Source organism: Paraburkholderia nemoris (genome assembly GCF_905221015.1).
Lineage (GTDB): Bacteria > Pseudomonadota > Gammaproteobacteria > Burkholderiales > Burkholderiaceae > Paraburkholderia > Paraburkholderia nemoris.
This window is the reverse complement of sequence record NZ_CAJNBO010000054.1, coordinates 1-26,623: the sequence shown is the minus strand read 5'-3', so window position 1 is coordinate 26,623 and position 26,623 is coordinate 1. Positions and strand designations below refer to the sequence as shown.

Annotated in this window: 29 protein-coding genes and 1 pseudogene; 19 read left to right on the top strand and 11 right to left on the bottom strand. The window is 60.9% G+C overall.

Annotated features, from left to right (window positions below; translation table 11 throughout):
• The 3 genes and pseudogenes from KHO33_RS40090 to KHO33_RS40080 all read left to right on the top strand — a co-directional run.
• Positions 1-375 (top strand): annotated as a pseudogene (locus tag KHO33_RS40090) (transposase); the annotation flags it as partial.
• Between the two features lie 459 nt (positions 376-834).
• Positions 835-3,021, top strand: coding sequence for a 2OG-Fe(II) oxygenase (locus tag KHO33_RS40085; RefSeq protein ID WP_236074843.1), 2,187 nt, complete (start codon positions 835-837; stop codon positions 3,019-3,021).
• A gap of 67 nt (positions 3,022-3,088) precedes the next feature.
• Positions 3,089-3,346, top strand: a complete 258-nt coding sequence (locus KHO33_RS40080) for a DUF6429 family protein (protein ID WP_200568126.1) — start codon at positions 3,089-3,091, stop codon at positions 3,344-3,346.
• A 33-nt stretch (positions 3,347-3,379) separates the two neighbouring features.
• Here KHO33_RS40080 and KHO33_RS40075 read toward each other — a convergent pair whose 3' ends face one another.
• Positions 3,380-4,375: a site-specific integrase gene (locus KHO33_RS40075; RefSeq protein ID WP_234480902.1), complete on the bottom strand. Its 996-nt coding sequence runs from the start codon at positions 4,373-4,375 to the stop codon at positions 3,380-3,382.
• Positions 4,376-4,495: 120 nt separating this feature from the next.
• Between KHO33_RS40075 and KHO33_RS40070 the strand changes: the two genes are divergently transcribed.
• A complete protein-coding gene (locus KHO33_RS40070; RefSeq protein WP_234480901.1) occupies positions 4,496-6,934 on the top strand; it encodes a TOTE conflict system archaeo-eukaryotic primase domain-containing protein in 2,439 nt (812 codons plus the stop codon).
• A gap of 183 nt (positions 6,935-7,117) precedes the next feature.
• Positions 7,118-8,110 carry a DNA-binding protein gene (locus tag KHO33_RS40065; protein WP_200568125.1) on the top strand — a complete coding sequence of 331 codons (993 nt, stop codon included), beginning with the start codon at positions 7,118-7,120 and terminating at the stop codon, positions 8,108-8,110.
• 561 nt (positions 8,111-8,671) lie between these two features.
• On the opposite strand, the gene KHO33_RS40060 is transcribed toward KHO33_RS40065, so the two are convergent.
• The 8 genes from KHO33_RS40060 to KHO33_RS40025 form a co-directional block, all read right to left on the bottom strand.
• Positions 8,672-9,175 (bottom strand): hypothetical protein, encoded by a 504-nt coding sequence (locus KHO33_RS40060; protein ID WP_200568124.1) that lies wholly within the window; start codon positions 9,173-9,175, stop codon positions 8,672-8,674.
• Positions 9,176-9,178: 3 nt separating this feature from the next.
• The gene (locus tag KHO33_RS40055; protein ID WP_234480900.1) at positions 9,179-9,502 is read right to left on the bottom strand and encodes an STAS-like domain-containing protein; all 324 of its coding nucleotides are present in this window, start codon (positions 9,500-9,502) and stop codon (positions 9,179-9,181) included.
• On the bottom strand, positions 9,474-10,520 hold the full coding sequence (locus KHO33_RS40050; RefSeq protein WP_200568123.1) for an ATP-binding protein: 1,047 nt from the start codon (positions 10,518-10,520) through the stop codon (positions 9,474-9,476). The genes KHO33_RS40055 and KHO33_RS40050 overlap by 29 nt, the downstream gene beginning before the upstream one ends.
• A gap of 894 nt (positions 10,521-11,414) precedes the next feature.
• Positions 11,415-11,777: a hypothetical protein gene (locus KHO33_RS40045; RefSeq protein ID WP_200568122.1), complete on the bottom strand. Its 363-nt coding sequence runs from the start codon at positions 11,775-11,777 to the stop codon at positions 11,415-11,417.
• Between the two features lie 20 nt (positions 11,778-11,797).
• Positions 11,798-12,604, bottom strand: a complete 807-nt coding sequence (locus KHO33_RS40040; RefSeq protein WP_200568121.1) for a FadR/GntR family transcriptional regulator — start codon at positions 12,602-12,604, stop codon at positions 11,798-11,800.
• Between the two features lie 86 nt (positions 12,605-12,690).
• The gene (locus KHO33_RS40035; RefSeq protein WP_200568120.1) at positions 12,691-13,203 is read right to left on the bottom strand and encodes a hypothetical protein; all 513 of its coding nucleotides are present in this window, start codon (positions 13,201-13,203) and stop codon (positions 12,691-12,693) included.
• Positions 13,204-13,535: 332 nt separating this feature from the next.
• Positions 13,536-14,243: a hypothetical protein gene (locus tag KHO33_RS40030; RefSeq protein WP_200568119.1), complete on the bottom strand. Its 708-nt coding sequence runs from the start codon at positions 14,241-14,243 to the stop codon at positions 13,536-13,538.
• A gap of 2 nt (positions 14,244-14,245) precedes the next feature.
• Positions 14,246-15,130: a DNA-processing protein DprA gene (locus KHO33_RS40025; protein ID WP_234480899.1), complete on the bottom strand. Its 885-nt coding sequence runs from the start codon at positions 15,128-15,130 to the stop codon at positions 14,246-14,248.
• Between the two features lie 375 nt (positions 15,131-15,505).
• Here KHO33_RS40025 and KHO33_RS40020 point away from each other — a divergent pair, with 375 nt between their 5' ends.
• The 5 genes from KHO33_RS40020 (at position 15,506) to KHO33_RS40000 (ending at position 18,114) form a co-directional block, all read left to right on the top strand.
• Positions 15,506-15,763: a hypothetical protein gene (locus KHO33_RS40020; RefSeq protein WP_200568118.1), complete on the top strand. Its 258-nt coding sequence runs from the start codon at positions 15,506-15,508 to the stop codon at positions 15,761-15,763.
• Positions 15,750-16,052, top strand: a complete 303-nt coding sequence (locus KHO33_RS40015; RefSeq protein WP_200568117.1) for a hypothetical protein — start codon at positions 15,750-15,752, stop codon at positions 16,050-16,052. The genes KHO33_RS40020 and KHO33_RS40015 overlap by 14 nt, the downstream gene beginning before the upstream one ends.
• Before the next feature lie 141 nt (positions 16,053-16,193).
• On the top strand, positions 16,194-16,385 hold the full coding sequence (locus KHO33_RS40010; protein WP_200568116.1) for a hypothetical protein: 192 nt from the start codon (positions 16,194-16,196) through the stop codon (positions 16,383-16,385).
• Positions 16,382-17,149 carry a DUF6338 family protein gene (locus KHO33_RS40005; RefSeq protein WP_200568115.1) on the top strand — a complete coding sequence of 256 codons (768 nt, stop codon included), beginning with the start codon at positions 16,382-16,384 and terminating at the stop codon, positions 17,147-17,149. The genes KHO33_RS40010 and KHO33_RS40005 overlap by 4 nt, the downstream gene beginning before the upstream one ends.
• 743 nt (positions 17,150-17,892) lie before the next feature.
• Positions 17,893-18,114, top strand: a complete 222-nt coding sequence (locus tag KHO33_RS40000) for a helix-turn-helix domain-containing protein (RefSeq protein WP_200568114.1) — start codon at positions 17,893-17,895, stop codon at positions 18,112-18,114.
• A 20-nt stretch (positions 18,115-18,134) separates the two neighbouring features.
• Here KHO33_RS40000 and KHO33_RS39995 read toward each other — a convergent pair whose 3' ends face one another.
• Positions 18,135-18,890: a TrmB family transcriptional regulator gene (locus KHO33_RS39995; protein ID WP_200568113.1), complete on the bottom strand. Its 756-nt coding sequence runs from the start codon at positions 18,888-18,890 to the stop codon at positions 18,135-18,137.
• Between the two features lie 170 nt (positions 18,891-19,060).
• On the opposite strand from KHO33_RS39995, the gene KHO33_RS39990 reads away from it, so the two are divergent.
• The 9 genes from KHO33_RS39990 (at position 19,061) to KHO33_RS39950 (ending at position 26,040) form a co-directional block, all read left to right on the top strand.
• Positions 19,061-20,704: an MFS transporter gene (locus KHO33_RS39990; protein ID WP_407946222.1), complete on the top strand. Its 1,644-nt coding sequence runs from the start codon at positions 19,061-19,063 to the stop codon at positions 20,702-20,704.
• A gap of 27 nt (positions 20,705-20,731) precedes the next feature.
• Positions 20,732-21,703, top strand: coding sequence for a carbon-nitrogen hydrolase family protein (locus KHO33_RS39985; RefSeq protein WP_200568112.1), 972 nt, complete (start codon positions 20,732-20,734; stop codon positions 21,701-21,703).
• A 228-nt stretch (positions 21,704-21,931) separates the two neighbouring features.
• Positions 21,932-22,303: a hypothetical protein gene (locus KHO33_RS39980; protein WP_200568111.1), complete on the top strand. Its 372-nt coding sequence runs from the start codon at positions 21,932-21,934 to the stop codon at positions 22,301-22,303.
• 182 nt (positions 22,304-22,485) lie between these two features.
• The gene (locus KHO33_RS39975; protein ID WP_200568110.1) at positions 22,486-22,716 is read left to right on the top strand and encodes a hypothetical protein; all 231 of its coding nucleotides are present in this window, start codon (positions 22,486-22,488) and stop codon (positions 22,714-22,716) included.
• Positions 22,717-22,858: 142 nt separating this feature from the next.
• A complete protein-coding gene (locus KHO33_RS39970) occupies positions 22,859-23,578 on the top strand; it encodes a TetR/AcrR family transcriptional regulator (protein WP_200568109.1) in 720 nt (239 codons plus the stop codon).
• Positions 23,575-23,922, top strand: a complete 348-nt coding sequence (locus KHO33_RS39965; protein WP_200568108.1) for a hypothetical protein — start codon at positions 23,575-23,577, stop codon at positions 23,920-23,922. Before KHO33_RS39970 ends, KHO33_RS39965 begins: the two co-directional genes overlap by 4 nt.
• 569 nt (positions 23,923-24,491) lie before the next feature.
• Positions 24,492-24,845: a hypothetical protein gene (locus tag KHO33_RS39960; RefSeq protein WP_200568107.1), complete on the top strand. Its 354-nt coding sequence runs from the start codon at positions 24,492-24,494 to the stop codon at positions 24,843-24,845.
• 95 nt (positions 24,846-24,940) lie between these two features.
• Positions 24,941-25,639, top strand: a complete 699-nt coding sequence (locus KHO33_RS39955) for a FadR/GntR family transcriptional regulator (RefSeq protein ID WP_200568106.1) — start codon at positions 24,941-24,943, stop codon at positions 25,637-25,639.
• A complete protein-coding gene (locus KHO33_RS39950) occupies positions 25,636-26,040 on the top strand; it encodes a hypothetical protein (RefSeq protein WP_200568105.1) in 405 nt (134 codons plus the stop codon). The genes KHO33_RS39955 and KHO33_RS39950 overlap by 4 nt, the downstream gene beginning before the upstream one ends.
• A gap of 243 nt (positions 26,041-26,283) precedes the next feature.
• Here KHO33_RS39950 and KHO33_RS39945 read toward each other — a convergent pair.
• On the bottom strand, positions 26,284-26,623 hold a 340-nt coding region (locus KHO33_RS39945), incomplete at its 5' end, for an SDR family oxidoreductase (protein ID WP_200568104.1).

The following is a 26,623-nucleotide window of genomic DNA, read 5'->3' as shown; positions in this document are numbered from 1 at the left end:
ACGCTCGTCAGGGAACTGTTCGGCTGGCGGCAGTTTCGCAACCGCCGCGAAGTGGCCGGCTGTCTGGGCCTGACGCCCACGCCGTACGCCAGCGGCACCAGCGAGGTTGAAACCGGTATCAGCAAGGCGGGCAACCGGCGATGTCGCTGACTGATGGTCGAGCTCGCCTGGAGCTGGCTGCGCCTGCAGCCCGGCAGCCAGCTCAGCCACTGGTTCAACGAGCGCTTTGCCGGTACCGGCAAGCGGATGCGGTGCATCGGTATCGTCGCGCTCGCACGCCGTCTGGCGATCGCCCTGTGGCGTTATCTCGAGCACGGCGAGATCCCCGTCGGCGCGATACTCAAGCCGCGCGACGTCAACACCGTGAGGGCCTGAATGACTGAATGACATCGGATGCAGCAACAGCATGTAAAGGTCAACGCGCCCGGAACACCCTCGGGCTACCCATTGCGGGTGGCCGTTTCCCTAGATGGGGCGCGTCGGTAACAGGGTAGCGCCAGCGCTTCGCGCATGCGGCATGAGGTGACCGGCCTGTCAGGCCGGCACGGATAGAAGGTCGACCCGGCACTGACCGGTCAACAGACACCCTGACCTGAATGACATTGACATGCCAGGCTGCAACAAGGTTTACGCGATGAGCGTCGGTACCATCCTTTACGCAACGGTCTCTACGGCCAGCCTGCGTCTGGTCATGGTAGGTGACCGCGCAGGCTGGCCGTAGAGACCGGACAAGGAGGTTTACTTCGCATAACAGACTGTTTATCGTGAATCGGGCTTGACTTTCAGTTCCCCATAGAAGAGGGTGTTGGCCGTATCGCACTACCGCTTCTTCCCGTGCAGGCTGAACAGCTCATCGCGATTGCTGCACGCGCGCCCTATGGGCGTGGAGAAGAAACGCTCATTGATACCGAGGTTCGCCGGACATGGCAGATTGCCGCTGATGGCGTTCACCTCGCGGGGAACAGCTGGGCGAAAACCCTGGACGCGATTGTCGGCGAGGTAGCCAACAGCCTGGGTGTGACGGGGCCGGTTTCAGCCGAACTGTACAAACTCCTGGTCTACGATGCGGGCAGCTTTTTCGTTGAGCATCGAGACACGGAGAAAATTCCGGGGATGTTCGCGACCCTGGTGGTCGTTCTGCCTTCGGCCTGCAATGGAGGCGAACTGATCGTTCGTCCCCGGGGACGTGAAGTCTGTCTTGACCTGAACTGCTCCGATTCGGCAGAGGTGTCTTTCGCCGCGTTCTATGCCGACTGTGTGCATGAGGTTCGCCCGGTCACGTCGGGCTTCAGGTTAACGCTTGTCTACAACCTGACGCGCAGCGGTCACCGCCAGCCCGCTGCTCCTCCGGAGTACAGCAAGGAGCAGACGACCATCACGGCATTGTTGCGAGGCTGGGCCGAGAACAAGGATTCGCCAGATGACAGCTCGCCCGAAAAACTCATCTACCCACTGGAATACGCTTATACCCCGGCAGAATTGTCGTTCGATGCACTGAAGAGTGCCGATGCGGCTGCCGCCACCGTGCTTGTTCGTGCTGCTGAAGAATCCGGCTGCGACCTTCATCTGGCACTGGTGTCGATCGACGAGACCGGGAGCGCCGAATATAGTGGTTACGCCTCACGCAGACGAAGCCGGTGGCATCGTGTCCGGGATGATGACGATAATGAGGACTACGACGACGACTTCGAAGTTGGCGAGATCATTGAGCGCACGCTGACCGTATCGGACTGGCGACGACCCGATGGCCGCCAGCCCGCAATCAATGAGTTGCCCTTTGAGGAAAGGGAACTTTGCCCACCCGGAAGCTTCGACGGGCTGGAGCCTGACGAGCAACATTTTCAGGAGGCCACCGGCAACGAAGGGGCGTCGTTTGAGCGGACCTACCGGCGAGCCGCTTTTGTGCTGTGGCCTTCGGCACGACGGCTTGCCGTGCTCAATCAGGCTGGCCTCGGGGTGACTTTGCCTTACCTGAACGATCTGGCACAGCGCTGGACGCAAAGTGGTGAAAGTCAGGAGTCGCCCACGTGGGGCGAGGCGCACGTGCTCGCCGGGCATATGCTGTGCGGCTGGCCGGCGTCGCCTGGTTACTTTGGAGTCGGGCACGCGGACGCGGTTATCAGCATGTTGTCCAGCCTGACGCAATTGCACGACACCGTACACGTCGATACCTTTTTGTCCGCGATTTCCGCCAAAGGGCTTTATCACGACAGCGAGAATGAAGCGTTGACACGTGCGTTCGGGCTTCTTGCGCCGGAGCGGACGGCTGAACTCATGGGGCAGATTATCTCTGCGAACGCGCAGATGATGCCGGGAGCCTGCGCCGGCCTGCTGGCCCGAACCAGTGAAGCTACCCCGCCCGCCTGTCCACCGACGCTCCTTCACCCGGTTGCCACGGCGCTGGTCGAAACGCTTCTGGGACAGCGCGCGATCGCCTCCCGCCCTAGTTGCCTGCGATGGCCAGACCCAATCAAACCAGCCCTGATTGTCGACCTGCTGACAGCTCTTGACCGGATTGACTCGCCATCACTCGCCGGTCGTGTTGTCGAACACGTGTTGGGAAATCCGGCCTCTTTCGGCATGGACACCATCATCGTTCCTGCCGTCCTGGGTTTGACGGAATGCTCTCCGACGGCGAATGTCGCGTCGGTCCGGCGCCTGCGTGCCGCATGCCTGGCTCATCTGCGCGGCCGTATCACCGAGACACTGGAGCCACCAGCCGATTTCGCGCGTTTGAATACCGTCAGTTGCCGATGCGCCCATTGCGCTGAGCTCGGACGGTTTCTGGTCGATCCTGGACGCAAGGAGTGGGCGTTAAAGGCAACTCAGCAGTCCCGCAGTCACGTCGAGAGCGCCATCAGGCAACACGGTTGCGATCTGGATTGTGCGACGCGCAGGGTCGGTAGTCCTCACAGCCTGGTATGCACAAAAAATCAGGCGAGCTATGAACGGCGTGTGCGACAACGCAAGGACGATCTGCGAAACGTGGCGCGGCTTGATGTCTTTCCGGAACACGGATGACAAGTCTGCGATGTATTGGCCCAGGCGGGTGACGAGGTCGTGAGAACTGGCATTTGAGGGAAGTGCGATGGATATCGATACCGGGGCAGTCGACGAAGTGGTCCTGGCTCTGCTTTGCCTGAATCTATGCGATCAGAACCGTGCCTGGAAAAGCTTCGACTGGGAGGCAATGAATCGCCTGCATGAGAAAGGCCTCATCCACAATCCGGTCAGCCGTGCGAAATCCGTTGTGCTGACCGAAGAAGGTTTGCGCGAAGCCGAGCGGTTGTTCAGGCAGTACTTCGTCCGCTCCCGTGAGCGAAAGCTGGACGACAAACCGGCGTGACTAGCTTCCGTGCGTATTGGTGAGCAGATCGATCTATGGCGACGTTTTCGCAGGCGCAACGACCGCCAACTGCGGTGACACAGGCGTCGGTGCCGCCGTAAGCGCGGATTCGATCCGGTGCTGCGCGAATGGGTCCGCCGCGTCAATGTAACGCATTGCGGAGCGCACATCTTTCCAGCCGACATACTCCATCAGCATCTTGAGATCCCACTGGTTAGAGTTGGCCCAGGTCGCAAAACCCCGCCGCAGCGAATGGCTGCTGTAGCTGTCGGGGGTTGGTACGCCTGCCGCGCGAAACAGTTCGCGCAGCAACGGCACGAAGCTGCCGGCGGGCAACCCTTCATCGCTGATGTTCCCCCAGCGATCGATGCTGCGGAACACCGGTCCTTCAGTAAGGCCCGAAGCCGCGATCCACGCCTCGTAAGCGGCGACCGGGCACAGGCGTGAGAGCGCCGGCGCCCTGAATGTCGTGCCAAGCTGCGCGCGATCGCTTTTTGTGCGAGGCAGAAACAGCGTCATGCCGCGGCCGGGCTCGATTGTGATGTGTTCGATTCGCAGGCGGCTCAGTTCGTCCGAGCGAAACCCGCGCCAGAAGCCAAGCAGGACCAGCGCCTTGTTTCGGACATGAGTGATGTGGGTCCGTGCATCGCCCATCTCCATTGGATCCGCGATCTGCTCATCGAGCCATGTCATCAGCAGTTCGAGTTGTGCGACTTGCAGTGGCTTCGCGCGCTTTTCGCTCGCGGGATGCAGTGCCGCGATGCCCTTGAGCACCTTGCGCACGTGCGGCGTCTTCGTCGGGTCCGGAAAACCCTGTGTCTGGTGCCACTGTGCGAGCGCCGCAAGACGCGAACGCAGCGTGTTCACCGAAAGCGACTCCGCGTGGTCGGCCAGGTATCGCGCGATCGCATCGGCGCTCGCCGGCAGGAAACCGCCCCAATCGACCTCGAAATGACGGATCGCCGACTGGTAGCTGCGCCGCGTATTATCCCGTGTCGCAGCTTCGAGATAGCGATCGATGGCAGGCATGGCTCGTGAGTACAATCAGGTTATCAACATGGGAAACGATGATATCGGATATCCCTTGCAACAACGCACATGTGTGCCAGCCAACTGGCGAAACCGGACGTGATTCTGACGGATGACGTAATGAATGGAGTAAAGCTGCCGCACCCAGGCTGGGATAATCTCACCCGGGAGGAACTGTTCGCGGAACTGACGCGCCTGCAGGCCGAGAACGCGAGGCTGACCGCGTTGCTGCCAGCACTTCCTCCATTGCAGGGCGAATCCGTGCAACTGATTCAGCACAAACCATCGCCAGCAGTACGAAACACCGACGCGCCAGTGCTGTCAACGCAGCAGAAAATCCAGCTTTTCCGACGGCTCTTTCACGGCCGCACGGACGTCTATCCGCTGCGCTGGGAAAGCCGCAATTCTGGAAAGTCGGGCTACGCACCGGCCTGCGCCAACGAGTGGCGAGCCGGGATCTGCGAAAAGCCCCGCATCAAGTGCTCAGACTGCAACCACCGGCTGCTGCTGCCGCTGGACGATCAGGTCATCTACGCACACCTCGCAGGCGATTGCACGGTGGGTCTCTATCCGCTGATGCCCGACGGCACCTGCTACCTTCTCGCTGTTGATTTCGATGAGGAGGGCTGGCGCGAAGATGCGAGTGCCTTCTGTCAATCCTGCCGGGAACTGGAAGTCCCGGTGTCGCTCGAAATTTCGCGCTCGGGCAACGGCGCGCACGCGTGGATTTTCTTCACCTCGGCTGTGGCCGCCCGCGACGCACGGCGGCTGGGCTCGGCGATCATCAGCCACACCTGTGCCCGAACCCGGCAGCTCGAACTGTCGTCCTACGACCGGCTCTTTCCCAACCAGGACGTGCTTCCCAAGGGCGGCTTCGGCAACCTGATCGCCTTGCCCTTGCAGAAGCAACCGCGCGAGCGGGGTTGCAGCGTATTTGTCGATGACGATTTTCAACCCTATGCCGACCAATGGGCGTGCCTGACATCGATCCAGGCCATGGACGGTCGCGATATCGAGGGCGTAATTTTCGGTGCCACCGGCGGCGTCCATCCGCTCGATGTGGCGTTCATCACGGAAGAGGACCAGGCCGAACCATGGAAGTCGCCGCCGGCTCTGCCGAAGCAACTCGGTGGGCCAATGCCGGCATCGTTGGCCCTGACACTTGCGAACCAGCTCTATTTCGAGAAGGCGCAGCTCCCGCAATCGCTGCTCAACCGACTCATCCGACTGGCGGCATTCCAGAATCCGGAGTTCTACCGGTCCCAGGCGCGTGGCTTCAGCGTCTGGGACAAGCCGCGCATCATTGGTCGCGCCGAGAACTGCCCGCGCCACATTGCGTTGCCGCGTGGGTGCCTCGATGACGTCATGGCGCTGCTGCGCGACAACAAGATCGCCTGCGAAATGCGCGACGAGCGTTGTACGGGCGAACCTGTCGCGGTGGCCTTCGCCGGCACGCTTCGCGCCGACCAGCAGGCAGCAGTGGATGATCTGCTGCAATACGACACCGGCATCCTGCATGCGCCGACGGCCTTCGGCAAGACCGTGACGGCGGCCGCGATGATCGCGCGGCGTGGCGTCAGTACGCTCGTGCTCGTCCATCGCAGGGAACTGCTCGACCAGTGGCGCGAGCGCCTGCAGTCGTTTCTCGCGCTCGACCCACGCAGTATTGGCACGATCGGCGGAGGCAAGCTGAAGGCGACGGGCCAGATCGATATCGCCATGCTGCAGTCGGTGGCACCCGGCGGTCCACGCGGCGAGCTGTTGCGGCATTACGGTCATGTCATTGTCGACGAGTGCCACCATGTCTCTGCCGACTCGTTCGAGGCGGTGCTCAAAACCGTCGATGCACGATACGTGCTGGGGCTGACCGCCACACCCGTGCGCCGTGACAGCCAGCAACCCGTGATGTTCATGCTGTGCGGTCCGATCCGGCATGCGGCACGCGCAGCCGCGAGCGCGCCGCAGGTGCTCGAGGTCTTCCCGCAAAGGCTCACCGCCGCAGTCGACATGCCGGCCGACACGCCGATCCAGGACGTGTTCGGGCGGCTGGCGAAAGACGCCCAGCGTACGTGCATGATCGCCGCGGATATCAGGGAACAGTACCGTCAGGGGCGCAATGTGCTGGTGCTGACCGAGCGGACGGATCACCTGGAAAGCCTTCGGCTGGCGCTGGGCGACGCGGAGCAGCCGCTGTTCGTGCTGCACGGGCGAATGGCACGGAAGGCTCGTGCGGCGCAGCTCGCCGCACTCAACGCACTGGCCGACGATGCGCCCCGGATCGTGCTGGCGACCGGCAAACTGGTTGGCGAGGGTTTTGACCATCCGGCGCTGGACACGCTGGTGCTGGCCATGCCGATCTCGTGGAAAGGTACGTTGCAGCAGTACGCCGGCCGGCTGCACCGCGAGCACGCAACGAAGTCGAGCGTGCGGGTGCTCGACTACGTCGATGTCGGCCATCCCGCGCTGCTGCGCATGTGGGAGCGACGCCAGCGCGGCTACCGGGCGATGGGATACCGCGTACGCGCGCCCGGGGAAGAACTCCAGCTGGACCTCACCTGAAATCCGGCAACCGATCTGCTTTCTGTACCGTTTCCGGTAGCCGGAGGCAGTTTTTGCGGCATCGCATTTGATAATTGGCGATTATTCAATATAAAAAATTGCCACGTTGATAACATCTTGACGTCTCATATTGGTACGTATATACATATTACGTACCACAGTACGAAATTCGAAGGAGGAACGATGGCTCGCGCCGGTCTCAGCCGCACGGACATCAAACGCGCCCGCGACGCCCTGCTCGCGCAGGGGCAGCACCCGTCGATCGACGCAATACGTATCGCGCTCGGCAACACCGGCTCGAAATCGACGATCCACCGCTACATGAAAGAACTCGAGGAAGAGGACGACGCGTCGCTCACGCGCGCCGGGTCGCTGTCCGATGCAATCCAGGATCTCGTAGCCCGGCTGGCCGCGCGTTTGCACGAGGAAGCGCAGGCGGCGGTCGACCAGCAAACGGCTGCGGCTGCCGCGCAGCGCCTCCAGGCGCAGGCAGAGGTCGCAAAGCTGGCTAGCGACGCTGCGGCGCTGCGCGCACAACTGGCCGAAGCCAGCGCCGCCGTCGTACGCGAGCAGGCCGCGCATGCGGACACCCAGGCGGTATTGCAGCAGCGCGCGCTCGACGTCGAAAGACTCACGCAGCAGGCGCACGACCTGACCGAGCGGCTCACCGAACACGACGGCTTCCGGCGTTCGCTCGAGGAAAAACTGCAGCACGCGCACGCGGCGCTCGAACACTACCGCACGGCCAGCAAGGAGCAGCGTGAACAGGAAGCCCGCCGGCACGAGCAGCAGGTTCAGCAGTTGCAGGCCGAACTGCGACAGGTGAACCAGACGCTGATCGTCAAGCAAAACGAAATCACGCAGTTAAACAGAGACAACGCGCGGCTCGTCGCCGAAGCCGGCGCCACGACCAGGCATCTACGCGAGCAGCACGCGCACAGCGAGCAGTTGCAGAATGCGCTGAACCAGACGCGCGCCGACCACGCACGCGCCAAAGCCGAGCACGACGTGCTGCAGACAACGGCGAGGGCTCAGGCGACTGAACTGACGCAACTGCGCAAGGCACACGAATCGCTGACCACCGATCTGACAAGGCGCGCGGCACAGTTCGACGCGCAGCAGCAGTTGCTTGGGGACTACCGGATGCGTCTGGGTCTCACAGACGCGGCGGGGTGAAAGCGCCAGATTTCGCATCAGAAGGATGCGCTTTCGCGAAATCGCATCGCATTCAAGTTATTGATTTTACGTGTTATTTCAAAACAAACCGCCAGATTTTGCACGAAAAGGACGATTACCCCGCGAACTCGCTGGGGTCGCGCGGCATCCGCCGCATGCCCAGATAAGCCAGTCGCCAGTGTTCCATCGCTGTCCACTCCGGAAGCGAAAGCGGGCCGACCAGCGTAGCGGGAAAAAATCGGCAAATCAACAGACAATTGTTGGAGCGCATCACGGTGCGGCTGACCGCGAAACCCAAGCAGCAACCATTTGATTTATATAAACAAAATATTCGGGGCGGAGCGCTAAGCCTTGTTGCGTCTGGCTCGCCCTACCGTCGTAATTTGTATTCAAATCACGGGGACGCCTAAAGGGACGGAAAAGCATTAGGGTGCTGGGTCATTTAAATCAGGACAATAAAATGAATGCGAACGACGTTATCAAAGCGGTGCCCGCTGAAGTGGTCAAAGAAGTTTACAGCGACGCGGTTTCCGAATCCTGAAGTCACCCCTACAAGGGGACTCAGTTGTCAAAGAAGCGTCCATTGAATTCGCGACCGAATTGAGCGTGCAGGGACTCGATCAGGGCCAAGCCCGCAGCGTGCTGCCTAAGAAGCACGTTGGTCAGATTGGCCCCTGAAGGCCGGACTGATGTGCCGAAAGAGCAGCCCGTCGTTTCGTCGAAGTAGCGTTCCTGCGCGCTCGCGGTTGCATCGCGCAACGTCGTGGAGAAATAAGCTAGCCCGCCACGTTTCAGTCGCTCAATCCGGACGTCGATTTCCCGAACCAGTGCTTGCACTGTAACGACGCACTCGACGTGCTCAGAGCTACCGGGAGTGGACCGATAAAATTTCTTTGTCTCGCCCGCAACATCCTTGACCAGCTTGGCGACATCCTCGATTTCTGAACGAAGCTCTTTCCGCCGTTCACGACGGTTGGCCTGAACGTTGCCGACGATCCAGCCGATGGCTGCGACTAACCATGCTACCGAAGCCCCGTAGCTCTTGAGGAAATCTGCGAACCCCATCCGTTACGCAGCAACCGACGCGGCGTCATCAATGTATCGCCAGACCCTGGATCGATAGACGGGAAGCGATGAGAGGACCGTTAGACGGGCATGCAGTTCCCGTGCTTGAAAGCCTTGTCGCACCAGGCCTCCAAAGGCCTCTTCCAGAAACGACGAACCGTATCCAAGAGCACCGTCGAGATCGACCGTTACCGACGAATAGGCGCGAAGCGCGGGCGCGAGCAATTCGTCCCTGAAACGCTCACCCGAAAACGGTCCATCAGCCTCGTACCTGCCGGCCGGTGTATCCGAGTAGTCTTTAGCTATTGAGATCATTGTCGAAGTCATGTCGTCGCTCCTCTCGGAACGGAATTTCCCACAAAACCAGTGTGCCACGTAACGGCGCTCGCAGGTTCAGAGTCTCTCGCCGACGAGTTTGAGCATGATAAATCCAGGCACCGTCACGACTCCAAATCGACAATCCACCTTCGGCAAGCTGGGCCGAGAATTCTAGCATCTCTGGCAATCCTTTACCGCGATGCACAAGTTTGGTGCTCGTGCGCTCGCTCGTGATTGCCGAACGGATCAACCTTCCGTCCTTGAACTGCCTCAGGGTAGCGTAGTCGTGCCATTCCGGTTTGCGCCGCAACGACTGGGGGATCGACACGCCACAATCATAGATTGCGACAAAAAGCTTATCGTTCTTAGGTTCGGAAAACATCCACCATTTTCGTATTTCGCGCGGCGGAAGGTCCTGCGTTTCAAACTTATATGCGTGGTTGACCGCATTGGCAACTGCCTCATTTAAGCAATCGGCGAATAGTGCCGCCTGGGGATGGTCGATATTGCCCCGCACACTGGCGGTGAGTGCCCGATACGTGGCAGCGTCGACCGTTCTTCCGCTAATGTAGTGCCAGAATCTGACACGCTCGTGTGTGATTTCCTTTCGCGGCGAAAGCCCTAAACGTTCCAGTTGACCGAAATGCTGCAAAAGTTGTTCCACGACTTCATCTTCTGGATACCGCGCAGTTATGCGAAGCGGATACTGGTGCAACCAGATATCCAGATGGGCTAGGAAAACCAGCGTCCCGCATGGGTGCATTTCTTTGGTTTTCGCGAAGTCGATAACGACGGAATGCCCGGCACGCAGGCTCACTTCTATTTCCAGAATGAAGTCGTGTACTTCGTCCCGACAATCATCTTCCCGAACGCGAAAGCGTGACGGCGCACGGACTACGATCTTCTGCTGAAACGTCTGGCGAAACCCGTATTCGCGGTACAGCGTTTCCCGATGACAGCTGTGAGAATGCAGTCGTCGCGCGCGCCGATCAAGATAGAGTTTGCGCGCGTGGGTCAGTTTTTTCATATGCGTCGGTGCTCATACGGCACCTGTGTTGGATGATGAACAACAGCCTTATGGACGCGCGAGCTCACGTTGCCATTGGTGGCGGAAGTTTAGCAGCCTCCAATGGATAAGTTGCCAGTCACTCAGACCAATCGGATCGAGCGACTGCCATGGGTCAAAACTGAGGGGCGACCGTGATCCGTCAAATTTTCGCCAGTCACCGGGGGATCGAGCTTACGCAGCATCTGTCATTCTTTTGATACGATCAGATTTTCGAGCATTTCCCGCTTCGTGACGCCGTCATGGCGGGCCAGTCGTGCCAGCGCCCGATCCGCCCCGGTTGTCACCCACATGTCGAGTCGGCGATCGCCATTGCCGCCGGTTCCAGCCGCGGCTCTTCGTGCCCGGTACACCGCCTGTCACTCTGCGCTGCTCTGTGCCATTCCAGTCTCCTGCCGTTATCCGGTAACGGGTTTCCAGCCTGGCGCTCTCAATCGTCCACCAACCGGGACTGGTACGACCCGGCCACGGGCAGGCGCGGGGGCTCGGTGGCAATGCCCCATGCGGTGAGCAGGGCATCGAACGACAGGCCGCTCGCCACGCGCGGGGGGGGGGGCCGCCGTGTGTGTTATCCGATCCCGGGCCGGTTTGCGCTCAGGTGGCGCAGGCGGCAGCGGCGGTCCGGTCCACCGGTATGCGGTATGTCGAGCGCCGGGCTTTCCGATGCGTTCGACCACGCCACGGCGCACCCCATACTGCATGGTGTTGCTCGCGTCGCGCTGGGCGATCAGGCCGCCAGCCACGAGGCTGACGATGGTCGCCGGCTCCGGGTGATCACGCCACCAGGTAACGAGCCGTTCAAGATTGTCATGGGATTTCATGTGAATGTCGTGAGGGTAAGCGGACGGCGTTGGCTCAGTCGTCCAGTGAAACGCACCGGGGCGACCCGGCTGCGGGCAGGCGCGGGGGCTCGGTGGCCATGCCCCATGCGCCGAGCAGCGCGTCGAACGAGGGGCCGGCCGGCACGCTGGCGGAATCGTTGCCGGCTGACAGCGGCGGCAACGGCTGCCCGGTCCAGCGGTACAGGTTCCGTTCGCTGGGCCGGCTGGCCCGGCGTCGGAGGTGCTCAATCACGCCAAGCCGGACCCCATACTGGACGGCATGGGACGCCTCGCCGGGCGCCACGACGCCGGCCGTCACCATCGCCGTGATCGTCACCGGCTGCGGGTGTTCGCGCAGATACGCGATCATCTTCTCGACATTGTCGCGGGATTTCATAGGCCTCCTGGTGTTTCAGATCATCGGTTGCCGGCGAGCGTCTGGCGGTCAGGGAACGGGGCGTCGATCAGGGCGAGTGATGCGGCGCTTGCTTCCTGCGGATCGGCCTGCCTGATGGCATCGACGACCCGGGCGTGCATGCGCACGTGGTACTCCCAGTCCTGCCGGCTGTATCGGTCCTGCGGCGAGGCGGCGTCGAATGCGCGGCACACGAGCGGGGCCATCTGCAGGAATAACCAGTTGCCGCTGGCTGTGAGCACACGCGTGATCAGCACATCACGCGCGCAATGAATGCTGTGGGCGAGCAGCCCGGTCACACATAGCGCGTCGAATGCCTTGGTGATCGCGGCCATGGCGGCGGGCTGGTCGCGCCCAGCGGCCTGCGCGGCCGCCGGGGGGACGATGTGGCGACAGGTCTCGATGAGGTCATTGCGAAACTGCGGATCGTCGGTGCGCAGGCGCCAGCCGATGACGTCGCCGTTGACGATCCGCCACTCGGAGGCGGGTCTGATTTTCATGCCAGTCTTCGGCCGCACATCGAGCATGTCGCGCGCAATCAGCATTGCGACCGCTTCGCGTATGACGGTACGGCAGACGCCGAACCGTTCCACCAGCCGATCCTGCGGCGGCAGCGTCCCGCCGTAGTGGTTTTCGGTAATCGCCGTCACCAGAGCATCGAGCACCCTGTTGACCTGTGAGCCTCTCCTGCGGTCCGTGTCGATGATGGCCTCGTGCTGGTGATAGGTCTGATGAATTGTCGCGTGCGTGCGGGCACCTTTCGTCCAGGGATTAACCCTGGGCGCAGATTGCCGTGCAGAAAATTTCACGTCCCGGATGAATGTTTCATGACCCGGAAAACCCAGTCATTCAGGAAGCCAGCCAATCATAATCAGCTGCTTACGCCGGCCTCTGATCAGCCGCCATGGACACATCGCAGCGTCTCCTCGATCTCTTTAATGATCGCGTTCCTGACCTCATCGATGGGCGTCGGATTGTCGTCCTCGGACACCCCGTTGGAATAGACATCCGCGCGCAGGAGACCGTCGACGAACCGGACGCCGATAACCGGCTGCCTCGAGGCCAGGCTGAGCACCGCAGCCCGGTACTCCGGGTCGGCGATCACGAAGTTGCGGCCCTTAAGCTCCGGCATGACGAACACAACCGGTGAACCTTGCCACGTCGCCTGCTCGGGGAATCGCAGCACGGCAGTGATCCGCCAGGCTCCGTACTCGTAGCCGCTCGGGCGCTCAATGCGGACGTCCACGCGGCCGAGCAGGTTTGCATTTTCACGCACGAAGTCTTCGACGAGCTGACGCAGCCGGTCGCTGGCCGTTTCGCCGAAGCGATGGCAGATTTCTTCAAACCGTAGCTTGGTCGCCTCGTCGACGCGAGCGCGCAATACGGGGTCTTTGGGAGCTGCGCTCATGACGTCGTCCTGTTTAATCGTTATACCGGCGTACCAGCATGAGGCCATTATGCGCCTCATGGCTACAAAACACAACATTAGTATTTTGTGGCCGTCGGGTGATAATTGTTTTTATGACAAATAGTATAAAGCTATACAAATTTCATTTCGATGCATGCGTATCGCGCGCCCTCACGCGCACCGGATTGTTCCCCCTCTGAAGTATGATCACCACCGGTAACTACAATCCGGATTTCCAACTAGGCAATGCCTAGGAACGCGTGATCCCAAAGGGCAGGCTGCCTCATGAGCACAGCAATCCGGCGTATGAAGGCTGAGCGGGCTGCGGTTCGCTATTCCACAATGTCGAAGTCGTCGGCGAGGTTCGCGAAGGGATTCGGCAGGATGCGGCGGGCGACGAAATTGCCGATCATCTGCACGTTTGGAAAGTGCTCGGACAACCGCCGCGTCGCGGCAAGGTAGTGCGCACCTGACGTCAACATGTCGTCAAATATGAAGATCAGACCGGGCTGTTCTGCGGGTCGCCCGACGACTGCGTCAAACGTCAGATCCTCGTGGAGCTGGTCCGGCGTCGGCCGATCGTCGGTCTCGTGGCTGGCACCGTATCGACCGCTGAAGCTGAGGCAATCGCGTATGTCCAACTGGACGCCGAGGTTACGCCCAATGGCGAGAAGTATTTCGTTCATTCGGGGATCGTACATCGGGTTCCCGCGCGCCTTGGACGGCGGGATCGGCACCAGCATAATGCGGTGTTTTTCGATGACGTTCGGCCACTTCCAGAGCTTCGAGAACGCGCGCCCGACACGCTCAACCGCCTCCTGTTTGTATCGCCAGTCAGCGAAACCGGCCCGATCCATCCTCTTCTTGAGATTGCCTATCAGCTGGTTCGTCGCGGAGAAGTTCCACAACTTGCCTTCGGTGTGCTCGTGAGGCGTGTATTCGCCCCAAAAATAGCACTTGGCCTGCTCGGGCAAATGATGGTGATCGGGTCGCTCAAGCGGACCAACGACCGTCAGACGCGGCGGCATCGGCTTCTGCATGGTCAGCTGAGCTCGCGCAGAATATCCTCAAACTCCCGCACCCGGATCGCGCCGAGCTTCTCGTACTTCGCCGGCCACGTGATTTCCGGGTTCTTGAAATTGCTCTCGAGAATGAAGAGCTTCCGGCCCTGCTTCAGAGCTGCCTGCGCCTGAATCAACGTGCCCGACGTCTCGCCAGCTTCGATGATGATCGTGGCCTCGGTGAGCGCCGACATCGTCTTGTTACGCTCCGGGAAGAAAAGCCGGTTCCATTTGGGCGATTGGCTCTTGTAGCGCAGCACGGGCACCTGACTGATCAGCAGATACTCTTCAGAGATCCGCCGCTGGAGCGCTGTGTTTTCCTTCGGATACACTTCGGAAATTGGTGTGCCGATCACTGCGATGGTCCGCCCACCATGCTCGATAGCGGTCTCGTGCGCAATCGTGTCGACGCCCTGCGCGAGTCCCGAGACGACCGTAAAGTCGTGCTCCACCAGAGAGCGCACGAGCTTGCGGGTGCGAGCAGCGCCTTCCGACGATACCTTCCGGGTGCCCACAACGGCAACTCGCCGCGGCGCTTCAGCCAACTCCCACGAGCCGAGGAAATATAGCAACTCGACCGGCTCGGTCGCTTGCCGGAGCCGATCCGGATAGTCATGTGCACCGTTGATACGAACGCCGAACCGCTTGATACCCTTACTCGACAACTGAGCCACCACCTCCTGGGCGGTGCGCTCCGCATCCTCATCGTTGACCAAGTCTGACGGCAGGCTACCGGGATTCGCCTCAAACAGGTCAGCTAGCCGCTTCGTGGTGGAATTCGGCTGCTGCCATAGAAATTCATAAGCGCCGATCTCGGCGCGCGTGTTGATCGGTTTGTCCGCGAGGAACTCACCCAACGTGCTCATGGCACCCTCTTCCTTCTCAATCGATCATGGTCGTCCCGGACGTCGCCTATAGCGCGGCACGGGACGTTGAATATGTGTAAATATACAGCACCATACCTCAATCGACAGCCACGTCGTTGAACTTCAAGGGCGTGATAGCGGTGCAGACGTGCGACCCGCGGAGGCCTTTAGCGGCTCGATGCCTCGTCCAATCGCCGGTCGCGTAGACGTGTCCGCCTTCCGGGGTACGTCGAGCTTTCAGCGATTCCGCTTGCCGTAGTACGTCGTCCCTAACGCGACGAATTGACCTGAGGCTGGACGCGTGCCCACGACGGCTCGCGTCCACTTCACGCACTCACTGTATGATCCTCCGGTAACTACTTTGGAGCCGCCTGCATGACCTTGCTCAAGAAACGTGTCGAAGCGACTGACAAAAAGCTCGAGCAACTCAAGGAAGCCCGCAAGGCTGCGCAGAAAGCCAGCCGCCAGGTGTACAAACAGTCGAAGGCCGATCGCGAACGCAAGGTGGTGCTGGCTGGCGAAGCCGTCCTGCGACGCCTCGAGCGCGGCGAATGGGATGAGGCCGATTTCCGGCAGATGATGGACGACGCATTATCCCGGCCCGCCGACCGGGCACTGTTTGATCTCGATTGAACCTCACGACGCTATCATCCAGCACTACACGATGCCGAACACCCCGTTGCCCTACCCACTACTTGAACCGCTTGAACTCACGACCCTGCTGATCCGTCACTACGGCATCCACCGTGGCCTGTGGACCCTGCACGTCAACTTTCACACCAGCGGCCATAATTTCGTGCCGACCGGAACGGACGTCGCCTATCCGGCCGTCGTAACGGGTGTCCGCGGCCTGGGCCTGCGGCAGGTTAAGACCGCCGACCCGCTGACCGTCGACGCTTCTGCAGTCAATCCTGCCCGGTAAGATGTGTCCCCGTCGGGGCCGGGTACTTACGCGCCAGAAGTCAACCCGACAGCATGAACGGGGGCCGGCAGCAAAGCCCCGTGAATTGAATTCCGGCCGACCGGCCTTATACTGTAGCCGTCATCAACAGATGGGGGTCTCATGAAGGTCGTCCGTAGCAAGCACCTTGATAATGTTCTGAAAGATCCCAAGGCCGCCGAGCAGCTGCGCGTATTTCTCGCGACGGCCTCGGTCAACCAGCCCAGCGACGTCCAGATCGATACGCGTGATGCCGACGGCAAACGCGTGCGTTACCTGCCCCAGCTCGTCCCGGTCCATGGCTCGGGCGCATGAATATCGCGTTTCCTGCGGTATTCCTTTTCCTTCTGGTCGCACCTGGTTTTCTCTTCCGGCAATTCAGCCAGCGCAGCGAAGTCCGGACCTTTGATCACACACCTTTCAGCGCCGTTGTGCTGCAGGCACTTCTCGCCGCGGCCGTATGCAACCTCGTCATCGCGATTGGCGCGTGGTGGATCGGCGGCTACGAGATCGAAGTGGGCGACGTGGTACGCCTGCTCGTCAGTGGCGCGTCAGCGACCGGCGATCTGAACAGCCGCTTCAACTGGCTGAATATCCACCCGCTGGCGCCCGTAGGCTACTTCGTCCTCACAAACGTGCTTGCGCTTGCCGCCGCGTTTGGCTTGCGCGCTGTTGTGGAGTCGTATGGTCTGGACCGGCGCGGCCACCGGGCGACCAGCTGGGTGCGCGGCCCGGCGCCCTGGTACTATCTCTTTGCCGGGCTGGATCACCCGAGCGGCGTGGACGGCGCAGTGGTCGCAGCGATCGTCGAGTTCAAGGAAGGCTCCTATCTTTACACGGGCGTGCTCCTCGATTACGAGGTGAACGAACACGGCGAGCTCGATCGCCTGCTGCTCGTCCAGGCGCAGCGCCGGAAGCTGGACGACGATCGCGCGTATGACGTCGATGCCGCGCGCTATGCTGACGATCCGAAGCGTTTCTATCCGATCTCCGGCGACGTTTTCGTTCTGCGTTACGAGGAAATCAAGACACTCAACGTCTCCTACCTTGCCCTGCCATCGGCCAACGGCGGCCCCTGATCTGCGGCTTCGTTTCGTTCCCGCCAGGAGTCCGCCAGGCGCGCAGAGGTCGGGGACCCAAACAGGTTGCGCGCGATGCTATCAGTCCGCACGTCACGATTTCGCCGACATCGAACCAGACAGCTTCCGCGGAAACGCTGCGTCCATTTGCGAGCGCGGCTCCGACAGCTTTCGGTGTACCGCAGAAACCTTTGAATCACGCCGCTCCTTGCGCACCGGCTACCCGCGCACGGCACGAGGTGCCGACAGTACCCAGAGAGCGCCGCTGAATATATCGTGACGACCGGCGAGCTACTGGCCGCTGACACTGTGCCGCCGTCTTCCCCGCAGAGCCAACCTGACACCACGCGCCGCTCGCGGAAAAAGACGCCTGCGGCCAGGTAGCCGTCGAACCGCGCTGTGCCGGATCGACGTTATTCCATGGTGCTGCGCTCCTATACGATCGTAGTACTGGGTTCTGTGGCGTATTCAATCCGCATATAACAGATCCTGGCCGTTGCGTCCCGGTAAAAGGGACAGGCATAATCGCGCACCGGTGTGGTGCTCCCTGGGGACGGCGGTGCGCCCCTGAACGCATCGGGATTACTGCGTGAGTGCCCGGAGCACATCCCAAAACCCGCAGAGTCTGCGGTCTGAAAATGGAACGACGTGGCAGATACTGAACCCCGGTGCAGACGCACCGGGGCTCTTTCAGGTAGAGGGTTCCATACGTCGTAGTCGAACGCACAAAGATACGGATCTCAATGATGCTTGACTCGAGCCGGGACGCCCAGCTACGTATGTTTATTGCCGTCGCAAAGGCAGGTTCGCTGCGAGTGGCGGCAAATGCAAAAGGTATGACTCAACCGGCGCTGAGCAGGCATATCCAGGCCCTCGAGAAGTCGCTCGGCAAACTGCTATTTCGTCGCAATGGCCGGGGCATGGCAGTCACCGTCGATGGCTGCTTCGGTATGCAGAGCATCTGATGCCCGAAGATGCGGGCCGATCAGGAATGAGGCGGGGCAGGTGACGAAATTAGCCACAGGCCGTCGAACATGGTCGTCTGGAAGGCGGCAAATTCAGCACTCTCCACACATAGTGCGTAATGTTCGCGACGCGACGAGATGTAGGCCACCTTGTCGTCGTAGATGTAGGCGGTCATCCCCAGATCGAGCCCATCGGGCGCGTATCGTAGCTGTCGCCGCTCGGCCTGCGATGCGGGCCAGATTGCGCCGGTTTCGCGGCTCTCGGAGCGGATGACGCGCAGGCTCAGCCCCGCCTTGATGCGCGCGCGGATGTACCGGTCCATTACTTCTTCCCCCGGCGTTTCCTGCAACTCGGCCATCGCCAGGATTCCGCGCAGTTCACCGCTACGGCACGATAGTGTGTCATACAGCACTTCCGTGATTCCTTCCGCGCCTTCAAAATACCGCACGCGCGGCTTGCTGCCCGTGCGCTGATGCAGTGAGCGCAACTGCGGCACGAGATCCGCAGCCAGCCGCCTCTGCTCATCAATACGTCGCAGGATCACAAAGGGATCCTGTGCCTGCACGTACACCCTGGTGCCGCGCTGGATGCGCGAAATCAGGCCATCTGCGGTCAGCCGTTCCATCACCTCGTAGGCATTAGTACGGCCGATACCCGCGCGATGGGAAATTGACGCAATCGTGGCTTCGCCCAGTTCCAGCGCGGCTATATAGAATCGCGCCCGGTTTCCATCGAGGCCGAGTTGCCCAAGCGCCTGTTCGAGTGTCTGATCCATGCTTTTTGCATCCGTGGCGGTGTTTTTGTATGCTGGCATAGTACACAAAATATTCTTGAATATCAGAATGTTATCGTCCTGATCCGGTCCTTTCCGGTTTATCGATTGACGATCTCCCTAGCTACCATCTATGTTGATCGACAATCCGGTGCGTTTCAATCGGATAACTGATGAACCTCATGGAGACAATTCGCATGGTATCGACCACAGCGGCGGCATCGTCCGCGCGCGCTGGTATTTCAGCCGAGGATCGCAAGGTCATTCTGGCGTCATCGCTCGGCACGATTTTCGAGTGGTATGACTTCTACCTTTATGGCTCGCTTGCCGTCGTCATCTCGCACCAGTTCTTCGCCGGCGTGAACGAGGCCACGGCCTTCGTGTTTGCGCTGCTAGCCTTTGCCGCAGGATTTATCGTGCGGCCGTTCGGGGCGGTGGTTTTCGGACGGCTGGGCGACATGATCGGCCGCAAGTACACCTTTCTCGTCACCATGCTGTTAATGGGCCTCTCCACGCTGGCAGTTGGCGTGCTGCCCAGCTACGCTTCCATCGGCGTCGCCGCCCCGGTTCTGCTGATCACGGCGCGGCTGCTGCAGGGGCTGGCGCTCGGTGGTGAATATGGCGGCGCGGCAGTGTATGTTGCCGAACATGCCCCCGCCAACCAGCGAGGCTATTACACGAGCTGGATCCAGACCACGGCGACGGTCGGCCTGCTGCTGTCGCTCGCCGTGATTCTCGGCAGCCGTATCCTGACCGGCGACGCCTTTGAAACGTGGGGCTGGCGCATTCCGTTCTGGGTCTCCATCGGCATGCTGGCGGTCTCGATGTGGATTCGCCTGTCGATGCATGAGTCGCCCGCCTTCCTGCGCATGAAGGCAGAAGGTAAACTGTCCAAGGCACCGTTGAGCGAGGTGTTCGGCGAGCGCCGCAATCTTCGCAAGCTGCTGGTGGCGCTGTTCGGCATGATCGCCGGGATGACCGTGGTCTGGTACACAGGCCAGTTCTATGTGCTGTACTTCATGACCCAGTCGCTGCGGCTGGATCCGATGACGGCCAACCTGCTGCTGGGCGGGGCATTGCTGATCGGCAGTCCGTTTTTTATCGCCTTTGGCGCACTGTCGGACCGGGTCGGCCGCAAGCCGGTGATGCTGGCTGGCATGCTGATCGCGGCGGTCGCGCTCATGCCGCTGTTCAAGGGCCTGACGCAGGCGGTCAATCCGCAGATCGCGGCGGCGGCCGAAACCTCGCCCGTTGTTGTATCAGCCGATCCGCTCGGTTGTCATTTCCAGTTCGATCTGCTGGGCCAGCGCAAGATCGTCAGCGATTGCGACCGGATCAAGACTTTTCTTGCCAAAGCCGGCGTGCCATACAGGAACCAGGCGCGGGCCGACGGCGAGCGGGCATACACGATGATCGGCGCGACGCGCATCGACGGCTTTGATGCCGCCCGCCTGAAAGAGGGCCTGGTCACAGCGCACTATCCGGACCACGCGGACCTCACGCGGGTCAACTACCCAATGGCGCTGGCTCTGCTGGTTGCACTCATCGTGCTGGTCACCATGGTCTACAGTCCGCTGGCCGCAGCGCTCGTCGAGATGTTTCCCACCCGGATCCGCTATACCGCACTGTCGGTTCCGTATCACGTTGGCGTAGGCTGGATTGGCGGGCTGCTGCCAACCATCTCGTTCAGCCTCGTTACTGCTACCGGCGATATTTATTTCGGCCTGTGGTATCCGGTGATCATCGCTGCGGCAGGATTTGTAGTTGGTCTGGTGTTCGTGCGGGAAACCCGCGGCCAGAACATCGACCATGAGTGACCGTTGAAACAGAAGGACATATATTCAATGAAAACCAGGGTTGCAGTAATTCAGACCTCTTCGATCCCGACCGACGCAATGGCGTGTGCCGCGAAAGGCGCATCGCTCGTCGAACAGGCCGCGGCCAACGGTGCGAAGCTGGTCGTGTTTCCGGAAGCGTTTCTGGGCGGTTATCCGAAAGGCTGCACGTTCGGCGCACCGGTTGGGACGCGCAAGCCGGAAGGCCGTGATGCATACGCCACGTATTACCATCAGGCTGTGAGCCCTGAAGGTCCCGAGGTGGCCATGATCATCGAGGCTGCTCGCCGGGCGGATGTCTTTGTTGTACTCGGATGTATCGAGCGTGACGGCGGAACACTCTACTGCACCGTTCTTTTTATCGATGGGAAGGCAGGCCTGGCAGGCAAGCACCGCAAGCTGATGCCCACGGGCGCTGAACGGCTGATATGGGGCTTCGGCGACGGTTCGACGATGCCGACCTTCGAAACGCCGGCAGGTCGTGTCGGGGCGGTCATCTGCTGGGAAAACTACATGCCGATGCTACGCATGTACATGTACAGCCAGGGCATCGCCATTTACTGCGCACCGACAGCGGACGATCGCGACACCTGGTTGCCATCGATGCAGCACATCGCTCTGGAGGGCCGTTGCTACGTCCTGAGCGCCTGCCAGTACCTGCGCCGCGACGCCTATCCGGAGGATTTCGAATGCGTGCTGGCGGACGGTCCTGATTCCGTGCTGCTACGTGGTGGCAGCGCCATTATTGATCCGCTCGGCAGGGTGCTGGCCGGTCCTGACTTCACGGGCGAGACGATCCTGTATGCCGATATCGATCCGAACGAGATCACCCGCGGCAAGTTCGACTTCGATGTAACCGGTCACTATGCGCGACCCGACGTATTCCAGCTCGGTGTCGACACGCGACCCAAATCCGCCGTGCAGGAAACCGGTCGCTGCGACGGCGGGCAGGTACCTCGCGGTGTAGAAGGTCTGCGGTAGTCGGACCGGGAATAGTCAGACGGGTTTCCACCCGGGTGCGTTCGCCATTCTTTCACGCCAGTGGCGGACGCTCCCTCATCTGCGCAGTTCAATGCATGCCGCGTCCCGTTGCCGGAGTTCTCCCGTCATCCAGTGTTGCCAAGTCTATCCGGTTGATCAGGGACGTACCTGATGTTCATCGTACTACGAGCAGTTCCAACAGCTTGCATCCACCCCGAGGAGCGTTGAGTGAACAGATCCATTCCACAGTACGTTGACGAATCCAGCAGCACAGGCAGCCTGTTCCACCTGCTCGACAAATTCATGGAGGGCGTGCGGGTGGCCCACCGGATGCACTACGAGCATATTGTGTCGCTGGTTGCCCTGGTTGAATCGCTTGACAGCGACTGTATAACCGCGACCGAGCGGGATGCGCTATTTGCCCGTATGGAAGAAACGACGGTGCACCTGGAATTGAACGAGCGCATCAACATCGGCGCGTTTCGTGGCATCCGCAACCGCCTGTTGCGGCATCTGGTCGGGGCGCCCGGGCACGATACCGACTGCGGGGCACTGTATCACGCCTGCCGTATCGCACCATCAACCGATACGCAGCACTGAAGCGTTGTGAAAACTACTTCATTTTCTTGATGAAACTAGATAGGACGCCTTATGACTAATGAATCATGCCGTCCGGTTACCGTTGAAGAGCTGGGCGCGCACACGATCCGGCTCACGAAGTACAACGCACTTCTGGAGGGTGTCAGGCGTGGCGCGCTCACTTCCGCTTACCGCCGGTGGCGATGCTTGCGCGCATCAGCGCAATGGCGCGTGCGACTGCCCGGTCCGACGTGTCCGAGGCGGACCGGACTGCGATCGCCGCCGGCCTGCGCGAAGCATGCGAGCAGGTCGAACGCGAAGCGCGCGCAAACCTGGCGTCGCTGAAGTTCACCACGCCTCGAGACGGCGAAGATGGTCCGGTATGGGACACCCTTTCCCCGTGGTCCACCGACGGTAACGGCTGCTCCGCCTGATTGGGCTGTGCGCACCGGTACCTTTCCATGGGTAGATGTTCTTTTCAATCCGACAGGAAATCCGTTATGCCAGTGCCTTTCCCGATGCGATGGGAGGGCCTGCGTGCCGACCACTACCCCATTTTGCAGGCAGACGGCTTCCATGAGCACGAAGAGGCAGGATATCGTTGACGCCGCGACGCGTCTCTTTGCGAGAGACGGCTATCACGCGGTGGGGATCGACCGAATCATTAGCGAGTCTGGCGTGGCGAAGATGACCATGTACCGGCACTTCGCCACGAAGGACGAACTGGTCGCCCACGTGTTGACACAACGAGCGCAACAGTCGCTGACGCTGATGGCCGAGGCGGTCGCACGAAAGACTTCCCCGATAGAGCGGCTGCATGAGGTCTTTGTGTGGCATGAACGCTGGCTCATGGCCAGGGATTTTACTGAGGGGATGTTCGCTGGCGCGCTCCATGAATTCCATTCTCATTCGGTCGAGATCATGCGTGTGGCGGCTGCGCAGAAAGAGCACTTGCAGAACTTCCTTCAGGATATCGTGACAGAGATCGTGCCAGTTCGTCCGGCGGACAGAGTGCTCGCGAGGCAGCTGGTCATGATACTCGACGGCGCAATTCAGTCCGCGATGGCGGGTGACGAAAGGCACGCCGCTGCCCAGGCGTGGGACATCGCTCTCAAGCTCGTTTCGGCAGAGATACGAGCGGGGACGGTGAAGTACGAAGTGGGGGGGGGCCTGATCTTCCACATTCACACGAGTTCTTTAATAATCAAGACGATCTGTATTCCTGAATATGTAAACCATGGTTGCCACGATAGCCCCTACCCTATCGGAACCAGAACATATGGAACCCTAACGTGACCCAGGCTCCTCCGCGATTTTCCAGGCGCACGCTCCGTATTGCCCTGCTCGAAAACATGGCAGCCAACGCGCTCCATATTGGCGACCTGCACGCCGAGGTGTTCGCGAGGCTCGCCTCGCTCGCCCGCGAACTGGAGCTCTGCCACGAATCGAAAACGGATCGCGAGACGCTCATCGGGGCGCTCAGGGAAGTCGCAGAAAGCGCCGAGGTGAGCACGCTTTCTGATCTGGAGCGCTTCCGTGGGCTGTACGAGGACGTATTGCCAGGCCTCGGGATGCAGTCACAGGAAGAAGAGGCCATCGAGGCTTGTGTGATCGCGCCGTTCACGACGACGATGCAGTAGCAGTAATCGAACGCTGCAAGCAATGCGCAGCGGGCCTGATTCTTTATAATGGAACGATAGCAACACTGGATTACGGCTCACCAGGCCTCTGAACAAGTATGAAAGTGCATGACAATGCAGAAAAACTGATCACCTGGCTGAGCGAGCACCAGCCGGCGACCGCAGCACAGATCGCCTCGAGCGGCGTGTTAAATTCGCGTGATGCATCCAGCGCCCTCCAGCACGGCGTGCGCCATTGGGTCTTTAATCGCATCAGCTGGTCCGTAGGCCGTGCGAACGAACGGTTTCAATCCAGCCGGGTCAGTCGTTGCCCGAGCTCCGAAAAGTCCCTGCGGGGCCGTCGTTCGACGGGCTGCTCTCGGTCTGGGGCATCGCGTGTACCGCCACAGTTGCCCGCAGCGACATCGCGTAAGTGCGAACTGGGTGGGTGATCGCCGGCTCTGACAACATGCAGGAAATTCGAGCATGCCAAGGCTGTGTGCAACAGATTTGCATGGGGAGCGCGCGTGATTTAGTCGGAAGCGCTGCTGCACCGGATTGGCTTACGTTGAGCGGAAAGTGAAACACGCATGAAAATATATGGCAATGCCCAGAAACTGATCGACTGGCTGCGGGTTCACCAGCCCGCGACGATGGTGAAAATCGTGTCGACCGGCATGATGCAGCCGCGAACGGTCAGGGACGCCGTGCAGTACGCCATGCGGCAAGGTGCCGTTGAACGCATCCGGCGGCCGGGGGCCAGCTCGAACGAACGGGGGCTGTACCAGCTGACGGGCCGGCCACTGCAGGAGCGAATCAACAACCCGACCGGGCCGTCATTCGACGGCCTGCTCTCGGCGTGGGGCATTGCACGCGTGCCTCCGCAGTTGCCGTCGGAGATATCGTGCAGGTGCAGGGTCGCCGACGAATGGGCGTCCCCATGAAGCGCGGCAGGCCGTAAAATCCGGCGATTTCCTGGCGGGTGAGAATCGACAGGCGGTGGTACTGATCAGGCAGGGAATGACCTACGAGGGGATGCATGACACAGGACGAAAAATGGCCTTCACGGGTTCGCATGACGATGGAGCGGATCGTGGCCGGCGTGGTGGAGGATACCTGGGGCGGCAGGCTGCCGTCGCAGGACGTACTGGCCCGGCAGTTTGGCGTCAGCCGCGCGGTCATGCGCGAGGCGATCGCGATGCTGCTCTCGCGCGGCATGCTCGACATCCATTCGAAAACTGGCACGCGCATCCGCCCTGTCCGCGACTGGCGCATCGTCAACGGCGACGTCATCGGCTGGCGGCTGCAGCTGGATACCGATCCACAGTTCCAGGATGAACTGATGGCCGTTTACCGCGTGATCGGGCTGGCGGCGGCCGCGCAGGCCGCAGTACGCGCCAGCGCAGATGATGTCGCGGTGCTTGAGTCCCTGTTCGATATGCTGCGAGCCAGTCCGCCGGATACCCCCGGTCATCAGGCCGCGCTCGGGCAGCTTGTCATGCGGATCCTCACCGTCAGCGGCAATTCACTGTTCCAGCAGATGGCGCCGCTGATGAGCGCGGCACTCGCAGTGACCACCCGGCGGGCGGGCCACTGCGCAGAGAATGCCGCCCAGATCGTGAACCTGTACGGCGACGTGGTCGACGCGATCCGGCGGGCCGCGCCCGGCGACGCGTACGCCGCCATGCTCGCGCTCATCGGTGATCTGCACGCCCCCGTCCTGCAGGATGCCCCATGAAAGCGCGCGACAATGCCGAACGGCTGGTCTGGTATCTGCGCGCGCATCCCGCGCCGCTCACCACGGCCGGAATGGTCGAGGCCGGCATCATGAGCCCGATGGACGCCGCGCATGCGATCCGCTACGCCATGCGCATGGGCGTGATCGAACGCTTCCGGGTTCCGCGTACGACGCCCGACAAACGCTTCCAGTATCGCTGGACCGGGCTGGACCTGGCCTTTGCCGATCAGGGGCCGTCTTTCAGCGAACTGCTCGATGCCTGGGGTATCGCCCGGATGCCACCCCTGCTGTCTTGCCCGCTCGGCAAACGTCACGCGCTCGAGGAGACTGACCGGCCGGACGTTCAGGATGCATCGGCTAACATCCAGATGCCTGATTCCTGCATTCGTGAGGATAACTGAGCATGTCGCTGCTTAAAAACCGCCTCGCTGTCACCAGTCGGCGGCTCGACGCCCTGAAGGAGGCCCGCAAGGCCGCATCCGGCTTACATCCCCCGATAGCCGTACGCTCGTGCCTGGAAAGATGCTCAGTGCAGATTTTAGTCATCACGCACCTGAGGCATGGCCGGGATTCGTGAATTCCCTAGCTTCAGGTATTCACGAATCCCGGCCAGACCGCTAATAGGCCTGGAACTTCAATCAGGATCACTGCAAGTGTTGCCCTCCGTTTATGGCGATGTTGGCGCCGGTGACAAAACCGGCCTCGCGCGAGCACAGATACAGTACAAGCGAGGCGACCTCTTCGGGCTCGCCCAGCCGGCCTACCGGAATCTGCGGAACGATCTTCGTTTCACGGATTTCCTGCGGCACGGCCATTACCATCTTCGTCGCAATGTAGCCGGGCGAAACCGTATTCACCGTCACGCCTTTCTTCGCTACCTCGAGCGCAAGCGACTTCGTGAAGCCGTGCATGCCGGCCTTGGCGGCCGCATAGTTGGTCTGGCCGAAGCCGCCCTTCGAGCCAATGATCGAAGAAATGTTGACG

Bases quoted from the DNA above. Each gene is read 5' to 3' on its own strand.
- KHO33_RS40080 (WP_200568126.1), top strand. From the start codon at position 3,089: ATGGATATCGATACCGGGGCAGTCGACGAAGTGGTCCTGGCTCTGCTT.
- KHO33_RS39950 (WP_200568105.1), top strand. From the start codon at position 25,636: ATGAAAGCGCGCGACAATGCCGAACGGCTGGTCTGGTATCTGCGCGCG.
- KHO33_RS39990 (WP_407946222.1), top strand. From the start codon at position 19,061: ATGAACCTCATGGAGACAATTCGCATGGTATCGACCACAGCGGCGGCA.
- KHO33_RS40005 (WP_200568115.1), top strand. From the start codon at position 16,382: ATGAATATCGCGTTTCCTGCGGTATTCCTTTTCCTTCTGGTCGCACCT.
- KHO33_RS40055 (WP_234480900.1), bottom strand. From the start codon at position 9,502: ATGACTTCGACAATGATCTCAATAGCTAAAGACTACTCGGATACACCG.
- KHO33_RS40060 (WP_200568124.1), bottom strand. From the start codon at position 9,175: ATGGGGTTCGCAGATTTCCTCAAGAGCTACGGGGCTTCGGTAGCATGG.
- KHO33_RS40020 (WP_200568118.1), top strand. From the start codon at position 15,506: ATGACCTTGCTCAAGAAACGTGTCGAAGCGACTGACAAAAAGCTCGAG.
- KHO33_RS40000 (WP_200568114.1), top strand. From the start codon at position 17,893: ATGATGCTTGACTCGAGCCGGGACGCCCAGCTACGTATGTTTATTGCC.
- KHO33_RS39975 (WP_200568110.1), top strand. From the start codon at position 22,486: ATGCTTGCGCGCATCAGCGCAATGGCGCGTGCGACTGCCCGGTCCGAC.
- KHO33_RS39970 (WP_200568109.1), top strand. From the start codon at position 22,859: ATGAGCACGAAGAGGCAGGATATCGTTGACGCCGCGACGCGTCTCTTT.
- KHO33_RS40075 (WP_234480902.1), bottom strand. From the start codon at position 4,375: ATGCCTGCCATCGATCGCTATCTCGAAGCTGCGACACGGGATAATACG.
- KHO33_RS40050 (WP_200568123.1), bottom strand. From the start codon at position 10,520: ATGAAAAAACTGACCCACGCGCGCAAACTCTATCTTGATCGGCGCGCG.
- KHO33_RS40025 (WP_234480899.1), bottom strand. From the start codon at position 15,130: ATGAGCACGTTGGGTGAGTTCCTCGCGGACAAACCGATCAACACGCGC.
- KHO33_RS40010 (WP_200568116.1), top strand. From the start codon at position 16,194: ATGAAGGTCGTCCGTAGCAAGCACCTTGATAATGTTCTGAAAGATCCC.
- KHO33_RS40035 (WP_200568120.1), bottom strand. From the start codon at position 13,203: ATGAGCGCAGCTCCCAAAGACCCCGTATTGCGCGCTCGCGTCGACGAG.
- KHO33_RS40065 (WP_200568125.1), top strand. From the start codon at position 7,118: ATGGCTCGCGCCGGTCTCAGCCGCACGGACATCAAACGCGCCCGCGAC.
- KHO33_RS40030 (WP_200568119.1), bottom strand. From the start codon at position 14,243: ATGCAGAAGCCGATGCCGCCGCGTCTGACGGTCGTTGGTCCGCTTGAG.
- KHO33_RS39995 (WP_200568113.1), bottom strand. From the start codon at position 18,890: ATGGATCAGACACTCGAACAGGCGCTTGGGCAACTCGGCCTCGATGGA.
- KHO33_RS40070 (WP_234480901.1), top strand. From the start codon at position 4,496: ATGAATGGAGTAAAGCTGCCGCACCCAGGCTGGGATAATCTCACCCGG.
- KHO33_RS39955 (WP_200568106.1), top strand. From the start codon at position 24,941: ATGACACAGGACGAAAAATGGCCTTCACGGGTTCGCATGACGATGGAG.
- KHO33_RS39960 (WP_200568107.1), top strand. From the start codon at position 24,492: ATGAAAATATATGGCAATGCCCAGAAACTGATCGACTGGCTGCGGGTT.
- KHO33_RS40045 (WP_200568122.1), bottom strand. From the start codon at position 11,777: ATGAAATCCCGCGACAATGTCGAGAAGATGATCGCGTATCTGCGCGAA.
- KHO33_RS39985 (WP_200568112.1), top strand. From the start codon at position 20,732: ATGAAAACCAGGGTTGCAGTAATTCAGACCTCTTCGATCCCGACCGAC.